19 protein-coding genes are annotated in these 21,357 nt (G+C 67.2%); 14 read left to right on the top strand and 5 right to left on the bottom strand.

Annotated features, from left to right (window positions below; genetic code table 11):
- Positions 1–8: 8 nt before the first annotated feature.
- Positions 9–626, top strand: a complete 618-nt coding sequence (locus V3B48_RS02025) for an HD domain-containing phosphohydrolase (RefSeq protein WP_032127517.1) — start codon at positions 9–11, stop codon at positions 624–626.
- A gap of 92 nt (positions 627–718) precedes the next feature.
- Here V3B48_RS02025 and V3B48_RS02020 read toward each other — a convergent pair whose 3' ends face one another.
- Positions 719–2,812, bottom strand: coding sequence for a M13 family metallopeptidase (locus V3B48_RS02020; protein WP_088025311.1), 2,094 nt, complete (start codon positions 2,810–2,812; stop codon positions 719–721).
- Between the two features lie 208 nt (positions 2,813–3,020).
- Positions 3,021–3,770, bottom strand: coding sequence for a 2,3-diphosphoglycerate-dependent phosphoglycerate mutase (gpmA, locus tag V3B48_RS02015; RefSeq protein ID WP_004150217.1), 750 nt, complete (start codon positions 3,768–3,770; stop codon positions 3,021–3,023).
- A gap of 94 nt (positions 3,771–3,864) precedes the next feature.
- Here gpmA and nfi point away from each other — a divergent pair, with 94 nt between their 5' ends.
- Positions 3,865–4,548, top strand: a complete 684-nt coding sequence (nfi, locus tag V3B48_RS02010) for a deoxyribonuclease V (RefSeq protein ID WP_329893062.1) — start codon at positions 3,865–3,867, stop codon at positions 4,546–4,548.
- 124 nt (positions 4,549–4,672) lie between these two features.
- On the opposite strand, the gene V3B48_RS02005 is transcribed toward nfi, so the two are convergent.
- The gene (locus V3B48_RS02005) at positions 4,673–5,653 is read right to left on the bottom strand and encodes a cation diffusion facilitator family transporter (protein ID WP_032127521.1); all 981 of its coding nucleotides are present in this window, start codon (positions 5,651–5,653) and stop codon (positions 4,673–4,675) included.
- A 180-nt stretch (positions 5,654–5,833) separates the two neighbouring features.
- The gene (locus tag V3B48_RS02000) at positions 5,834–8,083 is read right to left on the bottom strand and encodes a TonB-dependent siderophore receptor (RefSeq protein WP_049462383.1); all 2,250 of its coding nucleotides are present in this window, start codon (positions 8,081–8,083) and stop codon (positions 5,834–5,836) included.
- A gap of 289 nt (positions 8,084–8,372) precedes the next feature.
- On the opposite strand from V3B48_RS02000, the gene V3B48_RS01995 reads away from it, so the two are divergent.
- Positions 8,373–9,788, top strand: a complete 1,416-nt coding sequence (locus tag V3B48_RS01995; protein WP_329893061.1) for a GGDEF domain-containing protein — start codon at positions 8,373–8,375, stop codon at positions 9,786–9,788.
- Between the two features lie 95 nt (positions 9,789–9,883).
- Here the strand turns inward: V3B48_RS01995 and V3B48_RS01990 are convergent, their stop codons facing one another.
- Positions 9,884–11,101 (bottom strand): MFS transporter, encoded by a 1,218-nt coding sequence (locus V3B48_RS01990; RefSeq protein ID WP_197614948.1) that lies wholly within the window; start codon positions 11,099–11,101, stop codon positions 9,884–9,886.
- Positions 11,102–11,178: 77 nt separating this feature from the next.
- Here V3B48_RS01990 and V3B48_RS01985 point away from each other — a divergent pair, with 77 nt between their 5' ends.
- The 11 genes from V3B48_RS01985 to V3B48_RS01935 all read left to right on the top strand — a co-directional run bounded on the left by V3B48_RS01985 (position 11,179) and on the right by V3B48_RS01935 (position 21,356).
- On the top strand, positions 11,179–11,628 hold the full coding sequence (locus V3B48_RS01985; RefSeq protein WP_285302436.1) for a helix-turn-helix domain-containing protein: 450 nt from the start codon (positions 11,179–11,181) through the stop codon (positions 11,626–11,628).
- 73 nt (positions 11,629–11,701) lie between these two features.
- Complete coding sequence (locus V3B48_RS01980; protein ID WP_032127525.1) at positions 11,702–12,829, top strand: metallophosphoesterase; 1,128 nt, start codon at positions 11,702–11,704, stop codon at positions 12,827–12,829.
- 134 nt (positions 12,830–12,963) lie between these two features.
- Positions 12,964–13,647, top strand: coding sequence for a response regulator (locus tag V3B48_RS01975; protein ID WP_049424529.1), 684 nt, complete (start codon positions 12,964–12,966; stop codon positions 13,645–13,647).
- Positions 13,644–15,023 carry a sensor histidine kinase gene (locus V3B48_RS01970; RefSeq protein WP_005412674.1) on the top strand — a complete coding sequence of 460 codons (1,380 nt, stop codon included), beginning with the start codon at positions 13,644–13,646 and terminating at the stop codon, positions 15,021–15,023. The genes V3B48_RS01975 and V3B48_RS01970 overlap by 4 nt, the downstream gene beginning before the upstream one ends.
- A gap of 79 nt (positions 15,024–15,102) precedes the next feature.
- Positions 15,103–15,939 carry an alpha/beta fold hydrolase gene (locus V3B48_RS01965; RefSeq protein WP_010483180.1) on the top strand — a complete coding sequence of 279 codons (837 nt, stop codon included), beginning with the start codon at positions 15,103–15,105 and terminating at the stop codon, positions 15,937–15,939.
- A 1-nt stretch (position 15,940) separates the two neighbouring features.
- Complete coding sequence (locus tag V3B48_RS01960; RefSeq protein ID WP_012479558.1) at positions 15,941–16,300, top strand: EamA family transporter; 360 nt, start codon at positions 15,941–15,943, stop codon at positions 16,298–16,300.
- Positions 16,297–16,695, top strand: coding sequence for a DMT family transporter (locus V3B48_RS01955; RefSeq protein ID WP_125894491.1), 399 nt, complete (start codon positions 16,297–16,299; stop codon positions 16,693–16,695). The genes V3B48_RS01960 and V3B48_RS01955 overlap by 4 nt, the downstream gene beginning before the upstream one ends.
- A 10-nt stretch (positions 16,696–16,705) precedes the next feature.
- Positions 16,706–17,908, top strand: a complete 1,203-nt coding sequence (locus V3B48_RS01950) for a DegT/DnrJ/EryC1/StrS family aminotransferase (protein WP_329893060.1) — start codon at positions 16,706–16,708, stop codon at positions 17,906–17,908.
- Between the two features lie 174 nt (positions 17,909–18,082).
- A complete protein-coding gene (locus tag V3B48_RS01945) occupies positions 18,083–18,799 on the top strand; it encodes an MtnX-like HAD-IB family phosphatase (protein WP_032127528.1) in 717 nt (238 codons plus the stop codon).
- Positions 18,800–18,861: 62 nt separating this feature from the next.
- The gene (locus V3B48_RS01940; RefSeq protein WP_032127529.1) at positions 18,862–20,262 is read left to right on the top strand and encodes an aminotransferase class III-fold pyridoxal phosphate-dependent enzyme; all 1,401 of its coding nucleotides are present in this window, start codon (positions 18,862–18,864) and stop codon (positions 20,260–20,262) included.
- A gap of 29 nt (positions 20,263–20,291) precedes the next feature.
- Positions 20,292–21,356, top strand: a complete 1,065-nt coding sequence (locus V3B48_RS01935) for a GNAT family N-acetyltransferase (RefSeq protein ID WP_329893059.1) — start codon at positions 20,292–20,294, stop codon at positions 21,354–21,356.
- Position 21,357 lies beyond the last annotated feature (1 nt).

Here is a 21,357-nt window from a genome sequence, read left to right as displayed (position 1 = left end):
GCGGGCGGATGACCATGTTTCCTGACGCCGTACCCGCCCCCGACCTGCTGCACGCACAGGCCTGCCTGATCGATGCCCTCTCGATGTCGCTGCAGATGCGCGACGCCTACACCCGCCACCATTGCGACCGCGTTGGCCTGCTCGCGCAGCGCCTGGCCACGCACTGCGATCTCGATGACGATGCCTGCTCGCAGATCGGCCTGGCCGCGCGCTTCCATGACATCGGCAAGATCGGCATTCCCGACGATGTACTGCTGACACCGCGCCGGCACACCGACGAGGAACGCGCGATCATGCGCGAGCATCCGGTGCGCGGCGAACACATCTTCCTGGCCACCGGCCGCAGCGATGCGGCACCGGTCGCGCGGCTGATTCGCGCCCACCATGAAGCGTTCGATGGCAGCGGCTATCCCGACGGCCTGCGTGGCGAGAGCATTCCGCTGGGCTCACGCATCGTCACCGTTGCGGATGCCTACGATGCCATGACCAGCGTGCGCCCCTACCGCGCAGCGATGGAACGCGAGACTGCGTTGCGCATCATCGACGAGCAGTCCGGCGGCCTGATCGATCCCTATGTGCTGCAGCGCTTCCATCGCATGCTGGCGCAGGAACCAGCGCTGGCCTGAGATCCGCCGGGCATGGCCCGGCGCTACCGATCAGACAAACAAAAGGCCCGGCATTCGCCGGGCCTTCTGCATCACGCATCACGTGCGATCGATTACCAGATCACCACGCGCTTGTCGTCGGCACGCACCATCGCGTCGCCGGCCTTGCACTGGAACGCAGCGGCATACGACGGCATGTTCGACGGCGCGCCGTTGGCACGGAAGTTGGCCGGCGCGTGCGGGTCGGTGTTCAGGCGGACGCGCAGCTCACCGTCGGTGAAGTTGCGGCGCCATACGGTGGCCCAGTTCATGAAGAAGCGCTGGTCCTGGCTGTGGCCGTCCACTTCGACATTCGCCTTCGGGTCCTCCTTCAGCGCCATCTGCAACGCGTCGTAGGCCACGGTCAGGCCACCCAGGTCGCCGATGTTCTCGCCCAGGGTCAGCTTGCCCTTCACGAACACGCCCGGCACCGATTCATAGCCGTCGAACTGCGCGACCAGCTGGTCGGTACGCTCGGTGAAGGCCTTGCGGTCGGCATCGGTCCACCAGTTGTCGAAGTTGCCGTTGGCGGCGAACTGGCTGCCCGAGTCGTCGTAGCCGTGCATCATTTCGTGGCCGATGACCGCACCGATGCCGCCGTAGTTCAGCGCTGGATCGGCCTTGGCGTCGAAGAACGGTGCCTGCAGGATCGCCGCCGGGAACACGATCTCGTTCTTGGTGGCGTTGTAGTACGCGTTGACGGTCTGCGGGGTCATGCCCCACTCGGTCTTGTCCACCGGCTTGCCGATCTTGTCCAGCATGTAGCGGTAGTTGAACGCACGTGCCGCCTGCATGTTGCCCAGGTAGCTGTCGCCGTTGGTCTGCAGGCCCGCCCAGTCACGCCACTTGTCCGGGTAACCGATCTTCGGGGTGAAGCTGGCCCACTTCTCCAGCGCCTTCTTCTTGGTCTCTTCGCCCATCCACGGCAGCTGCTCCAGGCGCGCCTTCAGCGCCACCGAGAGGTTCTCCACCAGGTGCTGCATGGCCACCTTGGACTCGGCCGGGAACACGGCGTCGACGTACAGCTGGCCCAAGGCTTCACCCATGCCGCCGTTGACCGACTCCAGCACGCGCTTCCAGCGCGGCTGCATTTCCTTCTGGCCACGCAGGGTGGTGCCATAGAAATCGAAGTTGGCCTTCTCGAACTGGCTGCTCAGGTACGGCGAGGCGTCATCGATGGTGTGGAAGCGCAGGTAGGCCTGCCAGGTGCTGGCCGGCACGTCGGCGAGCATCTTGTCCATTTCACCGAAGAAGCCCGGCTGCGCCAGCGAGAACTTCTGCGCGGCCGGCACCTTCAGGGTGTCGAACAGCGCGGTCCAGCTGAAGTTCGGGGTCAGCTTGTCGGCGTCGGCCGCGCTGAGCGGGTTGTAGCGCTTGGCCGGGTCACGCATTTCGATGCGCGACATCGAGGCCTTGGCCAGACGGGTTTCGAAGGCCATCACGGCCTTGGCCTGCTCGGCAGCCTGCGCCGCGTCCACGCCGGACAGCGTCAGCACCTGCGCGATGTAGGCTACGTATGCGTCGCGGATCTTGGCCTGCGCGTCATCGAAGTAGTAGCCCTTCTCCGGCAGGCCCAGGCCGCCCTGGCCGACATAGGCGATGACGTTGGCCGAATCCTTGTAGTCGGCATTGGCGAACAGCGAGAACAGCACGCCCTTGCCCTCGGCCTGGCTGTCGCGCAGGTACTGGGTGATGGCGGCGGTATCGTTCAGCGCGGTGATCTTGTCCAGCTGCGGCTGCAGCGGCGCCAGGCCGGCGGCTTCGATCTTGGCTTCATCGTTGCCGGTCTTCCAGATGTCACCGATCTTGGCTTCCACCGAGCCGGCCTTGGCCTGGCTGGCCGCGGCCTGCTGCACCAGTGCGTGCTGCACTTCCAACGAGCGCTCGCGCAGGATCTCGAAGCTGCCCCAGGTGGTCTGGTCGCCCGGCACCGGGTTGGCCTTCAGCCACTTGCTGTTGACGAAGCCATTGAGGTCGGTACAGGCCGAAATGGCCGGATCCAGGTCGGCGCTGTTGAGCGAGATCAGCGGCGTCTTGATCTGCGACAGGTCGAAGGCCGGCTTGGCGTCGGCGCTGGCCGCCGGCGCGGTTTCATTCTTGCCACAGGCCGCCAGCGAGGCAGCGATGGCGATGGTCAGGCCCAGCGGGACCAGGTTGCGGACGTTCATGAGGCTCTCCTGCGGGTAATTTCACAGGGTAGCCGGGGAGGCCTGCGGTGGGACCGGCCAAAGGTCACAGGACGCGCTTATGTAGAGTCGAGCCATGCTCGACTGCTCGCCGTTCCGGGTTTATTGTCCTTGCGGCAAGAGGCCAACAGCAGTCGAGCATGGCTCGACTCTACAAAAAGCGAAGGCCGGCTTGCGCCGGCCTTCTGTTTTATTTCGCCTTGCCCTGGTTGGCCACGGCTTCAGCGGCCTTGCGCGCTGCTTCCGGGTCGCCCAGATAGCGGAACGACTTCACCGTCAGGTCGTCGTTCAACTCGAACAGCAGCGGGATGCCGGTCGGGATGTTCAGCTCGAGGATTTCCTCGCGCGAGACGTTGTTGAGGTACTTGTACAGCGCGCGCAGCGAATTTCCGTGGGCGGTGACCAGCACGGTCTTGCCGTCCTTCAGCTGCGGCGCGATGGCGTCGTGCCAGTACGGCAGCACGCGGTCCAGCGTGGTGGCCAGCGATTCGGTGCCCGGCAGCGCGTTGCGGTCCAGGCCAGCGTAGCGGCGGTCATGGATCGGGTGACCCGGATCCTCCAGGTCCATGGCCGGCGGCGGGATATCGTACGAACGACGCCACACCTTGACCTGGTCCTCGCCGTGCTTGGCGGCGGTCTCGGCCTTGTCCAGGCCCTGCAGGCCGCCGTAATGGCGTTCGTTGAGGCGCCAGGACTTGTTCACCGGCAGCCAGTCCTGTTCCAGCTCGGCCAGTGCACCCTGCAGGGTGTGGATGGCACGCTTGAGCACGGAGGTGTGGGCAACGTCGAACTGCAGGCCTTCCTCGCGCATCAGGCGACCCGCGGCGGCCGCTTCCCGGCGCCCCTGCTCGGTCAGGTCGACATCGACCCAGCCGGTGAAGCGGTTGTCCAGGTTCCACTGGCTCTGGCCATGGCGCAACAGTACGAGTTTACGGGTCACTGCAGGGTCTCCAACGCGAGGAAAGGCAGGCCGCCATTGTAGCCCCGGGCGCCGCTCACCGGGCCGTGGCACCGCGCATGCAATGCTGTGACCAATGAATACGGTGATCGACCCCGGGCGCTGGGAAGGCAGCGTCGCCGCTGCACGCGCGCAGCAGCTCCAGCTGGCCGGCCGCGTGGAGCGCCAGGACCGCCTGCCACGCAACGTGCGCTGGCTGGCCGGGCTGGATGTCGGCTTCGAGGACGATGGCGCCATCACCCGCGCCGCGGCGGTACTGCTGGACGCAGAGACGCTGCAGCCCGTGGCGCAGGAGATCGCGCGCATCCCCACTGTGATGCCCTATATCCCCGGCCTGCTCAGCTTCCGCGAGCTGCCGGCACTGCTGGCCGCGCTGGCGCTGCTGCCGCGCACGCCGGACCTGGTGTTCGTCGATGGCCATGGCATCAGCCACCCGCGCCGGCTGGGGGTGGCCGCTCACCTCGGCGTGGTCACCGACCTGCCAAGCATCGGCGTGGCCAAGTCGAAACTGGTGGGCCGCTTCGTCGAACCGGGCGCCGAGGCCGGCGCGCATACGCCGCTGCTGGATGGCGATGAGCAACTGGGCTGGGTGCTGCGCAGCAAGCTGCGCTGCAAGCCGCTGTTCGTGGCCGGTGGCCATCGGGTCAGTGCGGATACCGCGCTGGACTGGGTGCAGCGCACGCTGCGCGGCTACCGGCTGCCGGAGCCGACGCGGCTGGCAGACCGGCTGGCCTCGCGACGGGGTAGAGTCGACTGCTAGTCGACTGCTCTTCGGCAAGGTCGCGAAAATGCCCGCGCTGCGCGCGATAGTCGACTAACAGTCGACTCTACCAGGCCGGCTTCACCCGGGCGGTTTGACCCGATCGATGCCCTTGCATCCTCGTTCAGCGATGCACGTGGCCGCGATGGCCCTGCGCGTCCTCGCCGTGGTCATGGCCTTCATGGCCCTCGTGCTCGCCGCCCTTGGCCGGCGCCGGCTCACCACAGGCTTCGCCGCAGTGGTCCGCTTCGATCTGCAGTGTCACGTGCTCGATGCCGAAGTCATCGTGCAGGCGCCCGCCCAGATCACGACGCAGCGCATCGGCATCGGTGCCGTCGCGCATCACGATGTGCGCGGTCAGCGCCGGGGTGCTGGAGGCCAGCGCCCACACATGCAGGTCATGCACGTCCAGTACCGCAGCGTGGCCGGACAGGCTGTCGCGCACCTTGGCCACGTCCATGCCCTTGGGCACGCCTTCCAGCAGCACGTTGATCGCCTCGCGCATCAGCACATAGGTGCGCGGCAACACCCACAGGCCGATCAGCACCGCCAGGATCGGGTCGATCGGCTTCCAGCCGGTCCACTTGATCAACAGCGCGCCAGCAATCACGGCCACCGAGCCGAGCATGTCTGCCCACACTTCCAGGTAGGCGCCCTTCACGTTGAGGCTCTCGCCGCTGCCGGCCTGCAGCAGGCGCATCGAGATCAGGTTGATGACCAGGCCCGCCGCGGCAATCACCAGCATGCCCGACGAGGCAATCTCCTGCGGCTCGCGGAAACGTCCAATGGCCTCCCACAGGATATAGCCGGCAACCACGAACAGCATCGCGCCGTTGATCATCGCGCCCAGCGCTTCCAGGCGTGCATAGCCGTAGGTGCGGCGCGCGTCCGGCGGGCGCCGGCTCAGCCGCACCGCGACCAGCGCGATCATCAGCGCTAAAGCGTCGGTAGCCATGTGCGCCGCGTCGGACAGCAGCGCCAGGCTGTTGGTCCAGAACGCGCCCACCACCTCGACGACGAGGAAGGTGGAGGTCAGGCCGAGCGCCCACCACAAGGGTTTCTCGTGGCGGATCTCGGATGGCAGGTGATCGTGGTCGTGGCCCATGGCAACAGCTCCTTTGCGATGGGAGGCAGGCTACGCCGGAGGGCGTTGGGAAACTATCACGGTGTTTATAACATTGCAGGCCACGCGGTCCCTCACCGGGCATGGCCCGGCGCTACCGGAGCGCGGCCGGCAACGCCAGGCCACGCCTGGCGGACGCAGCGGACCGACGTCCGCCTGCGGTCAGAACCCGAAGCGCAGGCTGGCCCAGTACGCGCGGCCCGGCTCGTTGTAGGTCGCCGCGCCGGCATCGCTGCTGTTGGCCTCGCGGAACAGGCGCTTGTCGGCCAGGTTGTTGACGCCGAAACCGAAGCTGACCGTCTCGGTCACCTTGTAGCGCGCGCTCACGCCCCAGATGTTGTACGCACCACGGTCCTGCAGCGCGATCGACGGATCGCAGGTGCCGGTGCAGCGCGGATCATTGTTGATGTTGGTGGTGGCCGGCTTCTGCTTGCCGTAGAAGGTGCCGGTCAGCAGCACCGACAGCTTGTCGGTGGCCTGCCAGTCCAGCATCGTGTTGACGGTGTACTTCGGAATCACCGACAGCGGCTGGCCGGTGCTCTTGTTCTCGTTCTCCACCATGTAGGTGAAGTTGTTGCTCCACTTCAGGCGGTTGCCCTGCTCGCCCAGCAGCGGGACCACCAGGTTGCCTTCCAGACCCTGCACGATCGCCTTGGGTGCGTTCTCCCAGCGGAAGATGCGGCCCTTGGTGTCGGCGGTCAGCCCGATCTGGTTGTACCCGGCCTGGATCTTGTCCTTGTAGTCGTTGTGGAAGTAGGTCAACGACGCTTGCCAGCCGCTCTGCGGTGCCCACTCGATACCCAGTTCCTTGTTCAGGCTGGTTTCCGCCTTCAGGTCCGAGTTGCCGCGCATGTAGCAGCCGGCGCCCAGGCTCGGCAGTGCATTCGGGCAGCCATTGCCCCGGGTGTAATACAGATAGTCCGGATTCGACTGGTACAGGTTCGGCGCCTTGAATGCACGGGCGATACCGCCCTTCACCACCCAGTCGCTGTTGATGCGGAACTGCGCGTTGAGGCTGGGGCTGGTGTTGTTGCCGAACTGGCTGTGGTGGTCGAAGCGCAGGCCCGGGGTGACGATCCAGCGCTCGCCCAGGTAGATGTTGTCTTCCACGAACACGGCGGTGGTCTGCGCGTCGGACTTGCCGCGTGCGCGATCGGCCGACAGCCCCGGGATGCCGCCGCCGCTGCTGCTGGACTGGCTCATCGAGTACGGGTCGGTCAGGCGGCTGTCCAGGTATTCAAAGCCCAGCGTCCAGATGTTCTCGGCACCACCCAGCGTGGTCGGGAAACTGACTTCGCCGTCCAGCTGGTAGTTGCGCAGGCGCGAGGTCGACCAGTCGGTGCCGTTGAAGCTGCCCTCCGGGCCACCGGCCAGGCCTTCGTTGATGCGCGAGTTGTTCACCGCCTCCACTGCAGCCGTTACCCGCGAGGTCACATCACCCCAGCGGCCGCGATGTGTGATCGCGCCGGTGTTGCGGTACATGCGGTTGGTCTCGGCCTGCTGCTCGGCCAACGCCCCCAGATCGATCGGTGTCGAGGTACCGGTGGTGCTGACCGCGCGGTCGCCAGCATAGATGTTGCCCTGGCGACTGGTGCCGGCTTCGAATTCGACCACCTGGTTGGCGGTCACGTCCCAGCGCAGCAGCGCGTTGACATCGCGGTTCTTGACGCCCTCGCGACCGGCCGGCGGCACCGCGTTCGGATTCGTCGCGAAGTCACGGTTGAGTTCCAGCGAATCGGCGTCGGTCTTGTTGAGATTGCCGTACAGGCGGAACGACAGGGTGTCGGTCATCGGCCCGCTCAGCTGCAGGCCGACGCGCTCGCTGCCGCCTTCGGCGCTGTGCTCGGGCACCAGGCCATACAGGTCGACCGCGCCGGTCAGGTCGCCGGTCGGGCGCTTGGTGATGATGTTGACCACGCCGCCCGACGCACCGGAGCCATAGCGCGCCGCCGCCGGGCCGCGCAGCACCTCGATGCGCTCGATCATTTCCGCCGGCACCCAGTTGGTATCGCCGCGCGTATTGCGCTCACCGCTGCGGCCCATGCGCACGGCGTCACGCGCACCGATGCGCTTGCCATCGACCAGGATCAGGGTGTTCTCCGGGCCCATGCCACGCAGATCGATCTGGCGGTTGTTGCCGTACTGGCCCGAGGCACTGTTGCCGGTCAGGTTGACGCCGGGCATGGTCCGCAGCAGCTCGGCGATGTCGTTGGCCGGCGGGCGCCTGGCGATGTCCTCTGCGGTGATGGTGGAGGTACCCAGGGCCTGGCGCGCGATCTGCGAGGCGGTGACGTGCACCGTGTCGATATCGGTGGCGTCGGTTTCGGCGTGGGCGGTCAGAGCGCTGCCGGCCAGCAGGGCGGCAACGGCAAGCGCCAGCGGGCGCGGCGAAAGGACAACGGCAGGGGACATGATCAGGACCTTCTGGCAGGGCTACGGGGCCTCTGGCAAAGGGCTTGAGGCAACGACGAGGGGGAGGCGGAGCAGTCCTGCAGCAGGCACCTGCAGCCCGTTCCGTGCGCGCATTCTCCCATCAATGCGATTGATTCTCAAATGCGTTCACTCATTGCCGCAGCGGCGCCGATGTGGTTTGCGCACCGTGCAACCCTGCACCGCGCGTAAACTGGCCGGCTAACCCGCCATCAACCGTATGCCGCCGCGGCCGATACCCGTGGTTTGCCGTACGCAGTCAGAGATCGACGTGGAACCACCCCAATTGGACGATGCCAGCCAGCCGCTGGCCGAGGCCTGGCAGCAGTGTCTGCTGCAGGCCGGCCCTGCCGCCACCGCGCTGCTCAGGGCCGCTGCTACCGATGCCCCACCCGCGCTGGCCCAGCGCTTTTACGAAGTGCTGCTGCAGGACACCCGTGCGCGCCGTTTCCTGTCCCACGACCAGGTCAAGCAGCGCCTGCAGCCGGCCATGCAGCGCTGGCTGGCGCAGCTGCTGACCACTGATGCCAGCGGCATCGCCAACACCGTGGCCTCGCAGCGGATCATCGGCGACGTGCACGCCCGCGTCGGCATTCCGGTCGACCTGGTTACCCGCGGTGCGCGTGTGCTCAAGCACGAACTGTTCGTGCGCCTGCGTGACGATGCACCGGACAGCGGCACCGCATTCGCCGCCATCGACTGCCTCAGCGCGATCATGGACATCGCCATGGAAGGCATGACCCTGGCCTACACCCACGCGCGCGAGCGCTCCACCCGTGCCGACGCCGCCTACCGACTGTTCTCGCTGGTACAGAACGTCGGTACCGAACGCGAGCGCCAGCGCGCACTGCTGCTGGACTGGGAAAACGCCCTGCTCTACGCGTTGGCCGGTCACGTGCAGGCCAGCGACAACGCCAGCCTGGCCACCTCGGAGTTCGGCCTGTGGTTCACCCACAAGGGCATCCCCAGCTTCGGCGAAAGCAGCGAAACGCAGCAGGTGGGCCAGTTGATGGCCCGCATTGATGGCCACCTGCAGCGCGCGAGCGGCGATGCTCCGGCGCAGCGACTGGCGGTGCTGCCGGCCATCCGCGAGGACCTGGCCGCCATCCGCACCCTGATGACACTGCTGTTCGAGCGCATCGGCGAACTGGATGCCGGCAGCGACGCGCTGACCAACCTGCTCAACCGTCGCTTCCTGCCCACCGTGCTGCGCCGGGAAATCGAGCTGGCCACACGCAACCGCACACCATTCTCGCTGCTGCTGCTCGACCTGGATCACTTCAAGGCAATCAACGACGGCCACGGCCACGATGCCGGCGACCGCGCGTTGCAGCACGTCGCCGGCCTGCTCGGCCAGCTCACGCGCGGCAGCGACTACCTGTTCCGCTATGGCGGCGAAGAATTCGTGGTGGTACTGGTGGCTGCCAGCGAATCGCAGGCGACCGTGATCGCCGAGAGCCTGCGGCGGCAGATCGCGCAGTCGCCGGTGGTACTGGCCAACGGCCAGGTGCTGGCACTGACCGCCAGCATCGGCGTGGCCGGCCACGATGGCCATCCGGACTACGAGCGGCTGATGGCCCGTGCCGACGCGGCAATGTACGAGGCCAAGCGCAGCGGCCGCAACCGCGTGGTGGTGGCCAGTGCGGACCTGCAGGAAGCCCCGGGACGGCGCGCACTGCAGCGATGACGGCAGGACAGGTAGAGTCGACCGCGGGTCGACTATCGCGCGCACCGCGGGGTTTTTCGCACGCAGGGCGAAGAGCAGTCGACTGACAGTCGACTCTACTGACAGCCGGCACTACCGATGCGGCCGCCGGCCGCTGCTTTCACCGCCACCACCCGCCACGCTGCCCACCAGAGCAGCGCCAGCAACGCGATGCCCGCCCCCAACAGGCATACCGCCGGCCAGCCATGGCGCGCCTGCATCCACGGCCCGGCCGCTGCACCGGCGCCACTGCCCACCGCATAGAACAGCATGTACAAAGCCACCAGGCGTCCATGCTGTTCAGCCGGCGCGCGCAGCAGCAATGCCTGGTTTGATACGTGCAGTGCCTGCCCACCCAGGTCGAGCACAATCACGCCCAACAGCAGCAACGACAGCGACTGCGGCAGGCCCAGCAAGGGCCACCACGCAACCAGCATCAACAACAGCGCACCGACGCTGACCGGATGCGCGAAACCACGGTCCATCCAGTGCCCTACCCGCGCCGCCAGCAGCGCACCGACCACCCCGGCCAGGCCCAGTGCACCGATGGCGGCGGTCGACCAATGCAGCGGTGGCGCCGAGAGTGGCAAGGGTGCCGCCGCCCAGAACACATTGAGGCCGGCAAACAGCAGCAGTGCCAGCGGCCCGCGTTCGCGCAGCGTTCGATCGCGGCGCAGCATGCCCAGCATCGAGCCCAGCAGCTCGCGCCAGCGTGGGGGAACCGACGGCACCGGTACTGGGGGCAGGCGCCGCCACAGCAGCGCCGCCAACCCCGCCATCACCATCGCTGACAACAGGTAGACCATCTGCCAGCCAAAGGCCGCCGCCACCGTACCGGACACCACGCGCGCCAGCAGCAGGCCGATGAACACGCCGCCCTGCACCACACCGACCACGCGACCGCGCTGCTCGGGCGGTGCCAGCATGGCGGTATAGGCGATCAGGCCCTGGGTCAGCGCCGTGCCCAGCAAGCCGGCCAGCAGCATGCCCGACAACAGCCAGCCCGCCGTGCGTGACGCTGCCAGCCACAGCAGCGCCAGCACCAATGCGATCAACTGCAGCCGCAGCAGGCGTCGCCGGTCACCACGGTCCGCCAACGGCAGCAGGCCAAGCAACGCCAGCACGCTACCGGCCTGGGTAGCAGCCAGCACCGCGCCGGCCACGGCCCGGTCCAGCGCAAAGGCGCGTGCAAGCTGATCCAGCAGCGGCTGCGCGTAGTAGACGTTGGCGACGCTGGCGCCGGCGGCAACCGCAAGCAGGACCAGCAGCGGGCGGGGAAGCGATGTGGCACTCATGACGTGGTTGCAATTTGAAACTTGATGCAGGCTACTGCCATTGGTTTTAAACTGCAACCACATCAGAGAGGTCCACCATGCACGCCGACAGCCCCTGCCCCGTCGCCCGCAGCGCCGATCTGCTCGGTGACCGTTGGGCGCTGCTGGTCATCCGTGATGCCTTCGATGGCGTCACCCGTTTCGGTGATTTCCAGCGCAGCCTCGGCGCGGCCCGCAACATCCTCAGCGACCGCCTGCGCCGGCTGGTAGAGGCCGGCATCCTGCAGCTGCAGCCGGCCTCCGATGGATCGGCCTACCAGGAATACGTGCTCACCGCCGCTGGCCAGGAACTGTTCCCGCTGCTGGTCGCGCTGCGCCAATGGGCGGAACGCCATCGCTTCGAGGCCGGTGAAGCCCATTCACAGCTGATCGAATCGGCGACGCGGCGGCCGCTGCCCTACATGCAGCCGCGCGGGCGCGACGGCCAGCCACTTCAGCCCACCGCCACCCGCGTGCGCAAGCTCAGGGACGGCGGGCGCGACACCTGATCCGCCCATTCGCGCACACCGACGAACACCCGCGCCGGTTAGCATCGGGTCTTTCCGCCACTGGATGCCGCCGATGTCGCGCGATCGCCCTTCCCTGCTGACCGCCCTGCTGTTGCCGCTGCTGGCCTGCGCCACAGCAACCACGCAGGCCCGCGAGGTTGCCGCGCCCGCCGACCACGTGCAGGCCGATGGCCCCTATGTGTTCCGCCAGGGCGACCAGCTGCAGGCCAAATGGATCTGCGACGACAAGGTCGAGTCGCACACGCTTGCCACGCAGGCCGCAGGTACCGACATCGCCCCGCGCTGCGGCTACGAGCACACGGTGCACGTGGCTGCCCCGAATGCGCCTTCGGTTTCCGTGCTGCCGGCCGTGCCGCGCATCGTTGCGCTGTCCGACATCCATGGCCAGTACGGGTTGCTGGTGCGCCTGCTGCGCGCCCACCAGGTCATCGATGCCCAGGATCGCTGGGCGCTGGGCAAGGACACGCTGGTCATCGCCGGCGATGTGTTCGACCGCGGCCCGCAGGTGACCGAGGCCTTCTGGCTGCTGTATGGCCTGCAGCAGCAGGCGGCCGCCGCCGGCGGCGCGGTGCACTTCGTGCTCGGCAACCACGAAACCATGGTGCTGTACGACGACCTGCGCTACGTCAACCCGAAGTACCTGCGCAGCGCGCAGCTGCTCGGCCGCAGCTACCCGCAGCTGTACGGTGCCGATTCGGTGATCGGGCAGTGGCTGCGCACCCGCCCGGTGCTGCTGAAGATCGGCGACACCCTGTTCCTGCACGGCGGCATTTCGCCCGAGGCAGTGCAGCTGGCGCTGGAACCGGCGCGCACCAATGCGGCCTACCAGGCGTCACTGGGCCTGCCAAAGGCCGAAGTAAAGGCCGACCCGGCCACCGCACCGCTGTATGACGGCAAGACCAGCCCGATCTGGTACCGCGGCTACTTCGATGGCCGCCTCGACACCGCGGGGGTCCAGACCGTACTCGACCGCCTGCAGCTCAAACGCATCGTGGTCGGCCACACCTCGATGCCACACGTCAGCAGCTTCCATGGCGACCGCGTGATCGCCATCGACAGCAGCATCAAGAACGGCGAGAACGGCGAACTGCTGTTCATCGAAAATGGCAGGCTCAGCCGTGGCCTGCTGGATGGCTCGCGGGTGCCGTTGGCGCCGGGTGAGCCGGGCCTGCAGGACTGAATGAAGGGACAGCGCGACGGCACCGGGCGGCGGCGGCGCGCTCCACCTTCACCCGGTTTGCGGCTACCCTCGGCAGCCGAGAGAGGCCCACCCCGTCCATCCGGTGGGCCTGACCGTTACAGGAGCCCCCGCGCATGCGCGTTCTGATTGCTGAAGACGACCCGGATATCGCCTCCGGCCTGTGCGCCTCGCTGCGCCGGCAGGGGCACGTGGTTGACCACGTCGACAACGGCGCGCACGCCGACGCGGCACTGGGCTCGACCCAGTACGCATTGCTGGTGCTGGACCTGGGCCTGCCTCAGCTGGATGGCCGCGATGTGCTGCAGCGCCTGCGTCAGCGCGGCGATGGCCTGGCGGTGCTGGTGGTGACCGCCCGCGACGGCCTGGCCGAGCGCGTGCGCGTGCTCGACCTGGGCGCCGATGACTACCTGGTCAAGCCGTTCGCGCTGGACGAGTTCGAAGCACGCGTGCGTGCGCAGCTGCGGCGGGTCACCAGCAATGGCAACCCGGACCTGCGCATCGGCCGCCTGCGCCTGGACCTGGCCGGGCACCGCGTGTGGATCGACGACCAGTCGCTGGAACTGACCGCGCGCGAGTTCGGCCTGCTGTCGGCACTGGCGGTACGCGCCGAGCGCATCGTGTCGCGCGCGCAACTGGTGGAGGCGCTGTGCGACTGGGGCCAGGACCTCACCGACAACGGCCTGGACATCGCCCTGCACCGCCTGCGCCGCAAGCTGCAGCCCGGCGGCATGGGCATCCGCACCGTGCGCGGGCTGGGCTACATGCTGGAAGACGCGCAGGACGAAAGCACGCCGTGATCAGTGGCCCGCCCAGCCTGCGCCGGCGCCTGCTCGCCTTTCTGGCGTTGCCGATGCTGGGCCTGCTCACCTTCAACACGATCCTGGCCTACTACGTTGCGCTGGACTATTCCAACCGCATCCACGACCGCAACCTGATCGACGACACGCATTCGTTCGCGCAGATGCTGAGCACCATGCCGGTGACCAGCGACCTGTCTCCGCAGGCGCGCTTCCTGATCGAGTACGACCCCGACGGCCATCGCTACTTCAACGTCGACAGCAGCCGCATGGGTACGCTCAGCGGCAATGCAGACTTCAGCCCGTACGCCCCTTCGCAGGACTGCACCGGTGTGCATCCGGCGCTGTACGACGGCAACCTCAATGGCCAGCAGGTGCGCATGGCCACCGTCTGCACGCAGGCGATGAACGATCCGCAGGACCAGCTGGCGGTGACCGTGGCCGAGAGCATGGCCGACCGCCGGCAGCGTGCGCGCGAGATCCTGATGATCATCATCCCGCTGATGACCATGCTGGCGCTGGGTACCGCAGCGCTGGTCTGGTTCGGCGTGACCTATGGCCTGCGCATCCTGACCCCGCTGAGGACCCGCCTGGCCCAGCGCCGCGGCGAACTGGCGCCGATCTCCGATGCCGACGTGCCCGAGGAGATCCAGCCACTGATCAGCACCATCGATGATCTGTTTGCCCGCCAGGCGGAAATGATCACCCTGCAGAACCGTTTCATCGCCGATGCCGCGCACCAGCTGCGTTCGCCGCTGGCGGGCATGGCCCTGCACGTGGACCAGGCGCTGGCACATGGCGACCCCGATACAGTGCGCGAGGCGCTGCAGCACATCCGCCGGCTCAACCAGCGCACCGCGCGGGTCAGCACCCAGCTGCTGGCACTGAGCCGGGCGCAGACCGTGCCCGATACCGTGGAGGCACTGGACCTGTGCGAGCTGGTACCGCAGTGGGTCGGCATGCGCGTACCGGAGGCGATCCGCGATGGCATCGATCTGGGCTACCGCGGCAGTCCCCATCCGCTGCGTGTACTCGGCAACGGCGCCATGCTGCAGGAAGCGCTGGACAACCTGATCGACAACGCCCTGCGTTATGCCGGCCGCAATGCAACCGTCACGGTGGGCGTGCACGCGCTGGACGACAATGATGTCGAACTGTATGTGGAAGACAACGGCCCTGGCGTGCCCGACGACGTGATGCCACGGCTGGGCGAGCGCTTCTTCCGGGCGCCGGGCACCGCTGCCAGCGGCACCGGCCTCGGCCTGGCCATCGCGCACGAGGCGGTGGAGCACTTCGGCGGCCGCCTGAGCTTCCTGAACCGCCCAGGTGGCGGACTGAAGGTCGCCATCACGCTGCCGCTGCTGAAGGCGCCCTGACCCGGCCCGGGGCGCTGAAAGGCTGGCGAAAATCGCGCTTGCGATCCTGCCATCCCCACTGCCGTCCCGGAGCCGCCAGGTGACCGAATCGCACGACTTCTTCCTCCCCGGTGGCCCACAGGGCGTGCTGCTGGTCCATGGCCTGACCGGCACCCCGGCGGAAATGCGCATGCTGGGCAAAGGGCTGAACAACGCCGGTTTCACCGTGCACGGCGTGCAGCTGCCCGGCCATTGCGGCAGCGTGGATGACCTGCTGGCAACCACCTGGGAACAGTGGTACCAGGGCGTGGAAGATGCGGCGGCAACCCTGCGCGGCAAGGTCGACCAGCTGTTCGTCGGCGGCCTGTCGATGGGCGCGGTGCTGTCGCTGGCACTGGCTGCACGTCGCCCCGAGTGGGTGTCCGGGGTTGGCGTATACGGCGCCACCTTCCGCTATGACGGCTGGAACATCCCCGCCGTGGCCCGCTTCTCGTTCCTGCTGCCGTGGTTCAAGCGCTTCAACATCGGCCGCGACCGCATGTTCATGGAAGAACCGCCGTACGGCCTGCGTGACGAGCGCCTGCGTGCGCAGGTCAGCGCCGCCATGCTGTCCGGCGACAGCGCCGCCGCCGGCCTGCCGGGCAACCCCTGGCATGCGCTGGCCGAGATGCGTGCGCTGAGCAACTGGACCCGCCGCCATCTGCACCAGGTCACCGCGCCGTGCCTGGTGATGCACGCCCGCGAGGACGACGTGGCCAGCATGGGCAACGCCGAGCTGGTGATGTCGCGGGTCAGCGGCCCGAAGGAACTGGTGGTGCTGGAAGACAGTTACCACATGATCACCATCGACCGCGAACGCCGCGATGTGATCCGCCGCAGCGCGCGCTTCTTCACCGAAATCGGTGAACGCACGGGCGTGCTCAAGGCGGTGGCCTGACATGGGGGCACTTGCCACGCTGCTGTGGCTGGCCAATGTGGTACTCGATACCGGTGGCCAGCTCGCCTTCAAGGCCGCCGCCAGCGATCCGCAGGAGGGCGAAGGACTGCAGCGCTGGAAACACATGCTCAGCCGTCCCTGGCTGTGGATCGGCATCGCCTGCTACGTGCTTGAGTTCGTCGCCTGGATCGCGTTCCTGTCGCTGGTGCCGCTGTCCAAGGGCGTACTGCTGGGCTCGATCAACATCGTCGCGCTGATGATCGCCGGCCGTTTCCTGTTCCGCGAGAAACTCACGCCGCTGCGGGTGACCGGCATGCTGCTGGTCACCGCCGGCGTAGCCGTGGTGGGGGCCGGCTCATGAGGCGCCTGTATGTGATCGGCTTCCCGCTGCTGATGGCTTTCGACACGCTGGCCCAGCTGTGCTTCAAGTACGCCGGTGACGCCGCGTTGCCGGTCGAGGCCAACACCGCCTGGCTGCTGCGCGTGCTGTCGCAGCCGTGGGTTTACGGCGCCATCCTCGGCTACGTGGGTGCATTCTTCACCTGGATGAGCCTGCTGCGCCATGCGCCGATCGGTCCCGCCTTTGCTGCCTCGCACCTGGAAGTGATCAGCGTACTGCTGCTGTCGGCGTGGCTGTTGAACGAGCCGCTGACCCTGCACCATCTGCTCGGTGCGGTACTGATCGTGGCCGGCATCGTCTGCCTCGGCCGCGCCGAGGCGCACGACCCGCACAGCCCTGCCGAAAGCACCCCGTGAGCGCGCTGCGATGAGCCTGTTCGCGCGCGAACTGCCACCAACCGCCGGCCTGCCGATGCAGGCCAGCGATTTCCTTCCCGGTGGCGGCGACCTGCGTGACATCCTGGCCAGCCAGCTCGGCACACCGCCGCTGCAGCTGACCTGTTCCGGCACGCACGCGCTGCTGATCGCCCTGCGCACGCTGCGCAAGCGTGCGCCAAAGCGCGACACCGTGATCATGCCGGCCTATACCTGCCCGCTGGTGCCGATCGCGGTGCACAGCCTGGGCCTGCGCGTGCAGTTGTGCGATACCCGGCGCGGTCATTTCGACTTCGACCCCGGCCAGCTCAAGCGGCTGGCCGATGCGCGCACGCTGGCGATCCTGCCCACCCACCTGGGCGGGCGCATTGCCGATGTCGAGCTGGCCTGCGAAGTCGCCCGCAACGCCGGCACCTGGGTGATCGAAGATGCCGCGCAGGCACTCGGCGCACGGGTCGGCAACAGCAGTGTCGGCCTGCGCGGCGATATCGGATTCTTCAGCCTGGCCGCCGGCAAGGGCCTGAGCCTGCATGAAGGCGGCCTGCTGGTCAGCCGCGATGACGAACTGCGTGTTGCGCTGGCCGAACATGCCGTCCAGCACGTTCGCTCCAGCCTGCGCTGGGAGCTGCTGCGCAGCGTGCAGTTGCTGGGCCTTGCTACCTGCTATCGCCCTTCGCTGCTGTCACTGGTGTATGGCAATCCACTGCGCAATGCGCTTCAGCGTGGCGATCTGGAAGATGCGGTCGGTGACATTTTCCCGCTGGATATCCCGCAGCACCGGGTCAGCCAGTGGCGGCAGAACATCGGCGCGCATGCCGCGCGGCGCTTGCCGGCATTCCTTCAGGCCGGTCGGCTGCGTGCGTTGCAGCTGCGGGTGCAGCTGGCACAGCTGCCTGCCGTTGAGGTGGTCGATGGGCTGGCCGGTAGCGGTGGCACCTGGCCACTGTTGATGCTGCTGCTGCCCAGCCAACGCGCCCGCGATGCAGTACTGAAGGACTTGTGGCCACGCGGGCTTGGCGCCAGCCGCATGTTCATCCATGCCCTGCCCGGCTATGCCTACCTGCGCGGCATCGTGCCGCAGGACGACATGCCCAACGCACGCGACTTCGCCGCACGCATGCTGACCCTCGGCAACAGCGCCTGGCAGACCCGTGAAGAGACCGCCGAAATACTGCGGGCACTGGCCCGCGCGTGACGCCAGGACGCACGGATGGAGTGCGCCTAACGCATTCATCCATGCACCTTCCTGAACGCTTTCCGCGCCCTGCAATGCAGGCTTTCAACAGGAAAGGAACGAGAAAGGCTGCTTGCCTACATTGAGCCTGCCCCGGCATCGCGCCGGACGTTCCTTTCATCGACGGACCTGCCCATGCACTGGAGCATCCTGTGTGACTTCGACGGCACCATCAGCCTCGAAGATGTCATCGACTCGCTGCTGGAGAAATACGGCCAGCCGGGCTGGCAGGAACTGGAAGACCAGTGGAAAGCGGGAAAGATCGGCTCGCGCGAATGCATGCAGGGCCAGGTCAGGCTGCTGAAGCTGGACCCGGCCACGCTCGACGCCCACCTGGACCAGGTGCAGATCGATCCGGGCTTTGCCGCCTTTGTCAGCCGTGCCGAACAGCTGGGCGTGCCGCTGCGCATCGTCAGTGACGGCCTGGACCATGCGATCCACCGCATCCTCGCCAACCACGGCCTGTCGCGACTGCCGGTGGTGGCCAACCACCTGCGCTGGTGCGATGACCACTGGGAACTGGAATCGCCCTACCAGGCCGAAGGCTGCCGCAGCGGCACCTGCAAGTGCACCTGCGCTGCGCAGGCGCGCGCCAACGAAGCACCGCGTGTGCTGATGATCGGCGATGGCAGTTCGGATTTCTGCGTCTCCGAAGATGCCGACTTCGTGTTCGCCAAGCGTCGCCTGATCACCCATTGCACCCATGCCGGCATCGAGCATGCCGCCATCGATACCTTCCACGATGCAATCGCACTGCTGCCGCGCTTGCTCGATGGCAGCCTGCTGCAGCCACGTCGTATCGACGCCAGCCCGCAGCCCGCCGTACTGCCCCTGCTGCTGGCCACCGCCTGAGCACTCCCTTCCAAGCACGCCCCCGCTACCTCTTTCGAACGTCCTTCACGGAACCGAACTGCATGAACATTTTTGACAAGAACGCCGACGCCGCCGCCTCCGACGCGCAGCTGCTGGCCGACGAAGCCCGTTACAGCTCCTTCGGCGATACCGTCCACTACGTCGACCCGCCGAAGATCTTCCAGCGCGGCGAAGGCAGCTATATGTTCGACGGTGCGGGCGTGCCCTACCTCGACCTGCAGATGTGGTACTCGGCCTGCAACTTCGGCTACAGCAACAAGCGTCTGAACGATGCGCTGAAGGACCAGATCGACACCCTGCCGCAGGTCGCCAGCCAGTACCTGCACCCGACCCGCGTGCAGCTGGCCAAGACCATTGCCGTGGACATGCACGAGAAGTTCGGCCTCGACGGCCGCGTGCATTTCAACGTCGGCGGCGCGCAGGCCATTGAAGACTCGCTGAAGATCGTGCGCAACGCGCGTGGCGGCAAGAGCCTGATGTTCGCCTTCGAGGGTGGTTACCACGGCCGTACCCTGGGTGCGTCGTCGATCACCTCCAGCTACCGCTACCGCCGCCGCTACGGCCACTTCGGCGAGCGCGCGATGTTCATTCCGTTCCCGTACCCCTTCCGTCGCCCGAAGGGCATGACCCCGGAAGAGTATTCCGACCATTGCGTGTGGCAGTTCGAGCGCCTGTTCGAAAGCGAATACAACGGCGTGTGGGATCCCAAGGTCGGCCAGGCGGAGTACGCCGCGTTCTATGTCGAGCCGATCCAGGGCACCGGCGGCTACGTCATCCCGCCGCGCAACTTCTTCACCGGCCTCAAGCGCGTGCTGGACAAGTACGGCATCCTGATGGTCGTCGATGAAATCCAGATGGGCTTCTGGCGCACCGGCAAGCTGTGGGCCATCGAGCACTTCGGCGTGACCCCGGACGTGCTGGTGTTCGGCAAGGCGCTGACCAACGGCCTGAACCCGCTGTCGGGCCTGTGGGCGCGCGAAGAGCTGATCAACCCGACCGTGTTCCCGCCGGGCTCCACCCACTCCACCTTCAACTCCAACCCGCTGGGCACCCGCCTGGGCCTGGAAGTGCTGAAGCTGGGCAAGGAAATGGATTACGAGCGCACCGTGCCGGAAAAGGGCGCGTACTTCCTCGATGGCCTGCGTGGCCTGCAGAAGCGCCACCCGGAAATCGGCGACGTCGACGGCCTGGGCCTGGCCCTGCGCGCGGAAATCTGCCAGACCGACGGCTACACGCCGAACAAGGAACTGCTGGACCGCATGGTCGACATCGGCCTGGCCGGTGACCTGCTGCACGACGGCAAGCGCATGGGCCTCGTGCTCGACGTGGGTGGCTGGTACAAGAACGTGATCACTTTCGCGCCGTCGCTGGACATCAGCTACGAAGAGATCGACCTGGCGATCACCCTGCTTGACCAGGCGCTGACCAAGGCCAAGGGCTGAGGTCCGATGCGCTGCCGGTTCCCGTGCCGATGGAAATGACGTCACGCGCATCCAGCACCGCGCTGGAACCGGCCGCGCTGCTGGAGGGCTTCCTGGCCCACCCGCCGCTCGGGTTCGAGGCAGGCCGCCTTCCCAGCGGCCTGCCGACCTTCCGTGCGCCGCTGGACCTGACCACCACGATGGATGACGACCTGCGCGGCAAGCTGCTTGGCCTGCCACTGTCGCGCCTGTGGCGGCCATGGATCACCTGGAAGACCCGCTTCGTCGGCGCCACCAGCACCGAGTACACCCCGCTGCCCGCGCACGTCGCACCAGAGGCATTGGCCGAGGACGTGACGCGTCACGCGATCGGCGATACGCGCCTTCTGGTGGTCAAGGACCTGGCGATCGATTCGCCGCTGCTGGACGACGCCGCCAACGCACACAGCGGTGCCTTCCTGCAGGCATTGCTGGCACGCGGCTTCGTCGAACTGGAAGGCATGCCGCTGGCCTGGGTGGCGATCGATTTCGATTCGATCGATGGCTATCTCGGCCGCCTGTCGTCTTCGCGCCGCAAGAACATCCGGCGCAAGCTACGCTCGCGCGACGACCTGCAGATCGACTGCATCGCCACCGGCGATCCGGCCCTGGCCGACCCGCAGCTCCAGGCCGAACTGTATGCCTTGTACCTGGGCGTGTACGCGCAGAGCGCGGTGCATTTCGACCAGCTCGACCTGCCCTACTTCCAGCATCTTCTGGCCGACAGCCAGGGCCAGGGACGGATGTTCCTGTACCGCCACCAGGGCCAGCTGATCGGCTGGAACCTGTGTTACGTGCATGCGGGCAAGCTGGTGGACAAGTACATCGGCCTGGCCTATCCGCAGTCCCGCGAGCACAACCTGTACGCGGTGAGCTGGATGCACAACCTCGAATACGCGCTGCAGCACGGCCTGAGCCACTACGTGGCCGGCTGGACCGATTCGCGGATCAAGGCCGAATTGGGTGCCAGCTTCACCTCCACCCGGCATGCGATCCACGCCCGTTCCCCGCTGCTGCGCGCCGCCCTGCGCAGGCTGGCCCCGTACCTGCAGGGCGAACCGGACGGAGGCGGTTGAA

Origin of the sequence: Stenotrophomonas sp. SMYL20 (assembly GCF_036320045.1) — a bacterium.
GTDB classification, from domain to species: domain Bacteria; phylum Pseudomonadota; class Gammaproteobacteria; order Xanthomonadales; family Xanthomonadaceae; genus Stenotrophomonas; species Stenotrophomonas maltophilia_A.
Note: the sequence above shows the minus strand (reverse complement) of the source record. Positions and strands in the feature narration are given on the sequence as shown.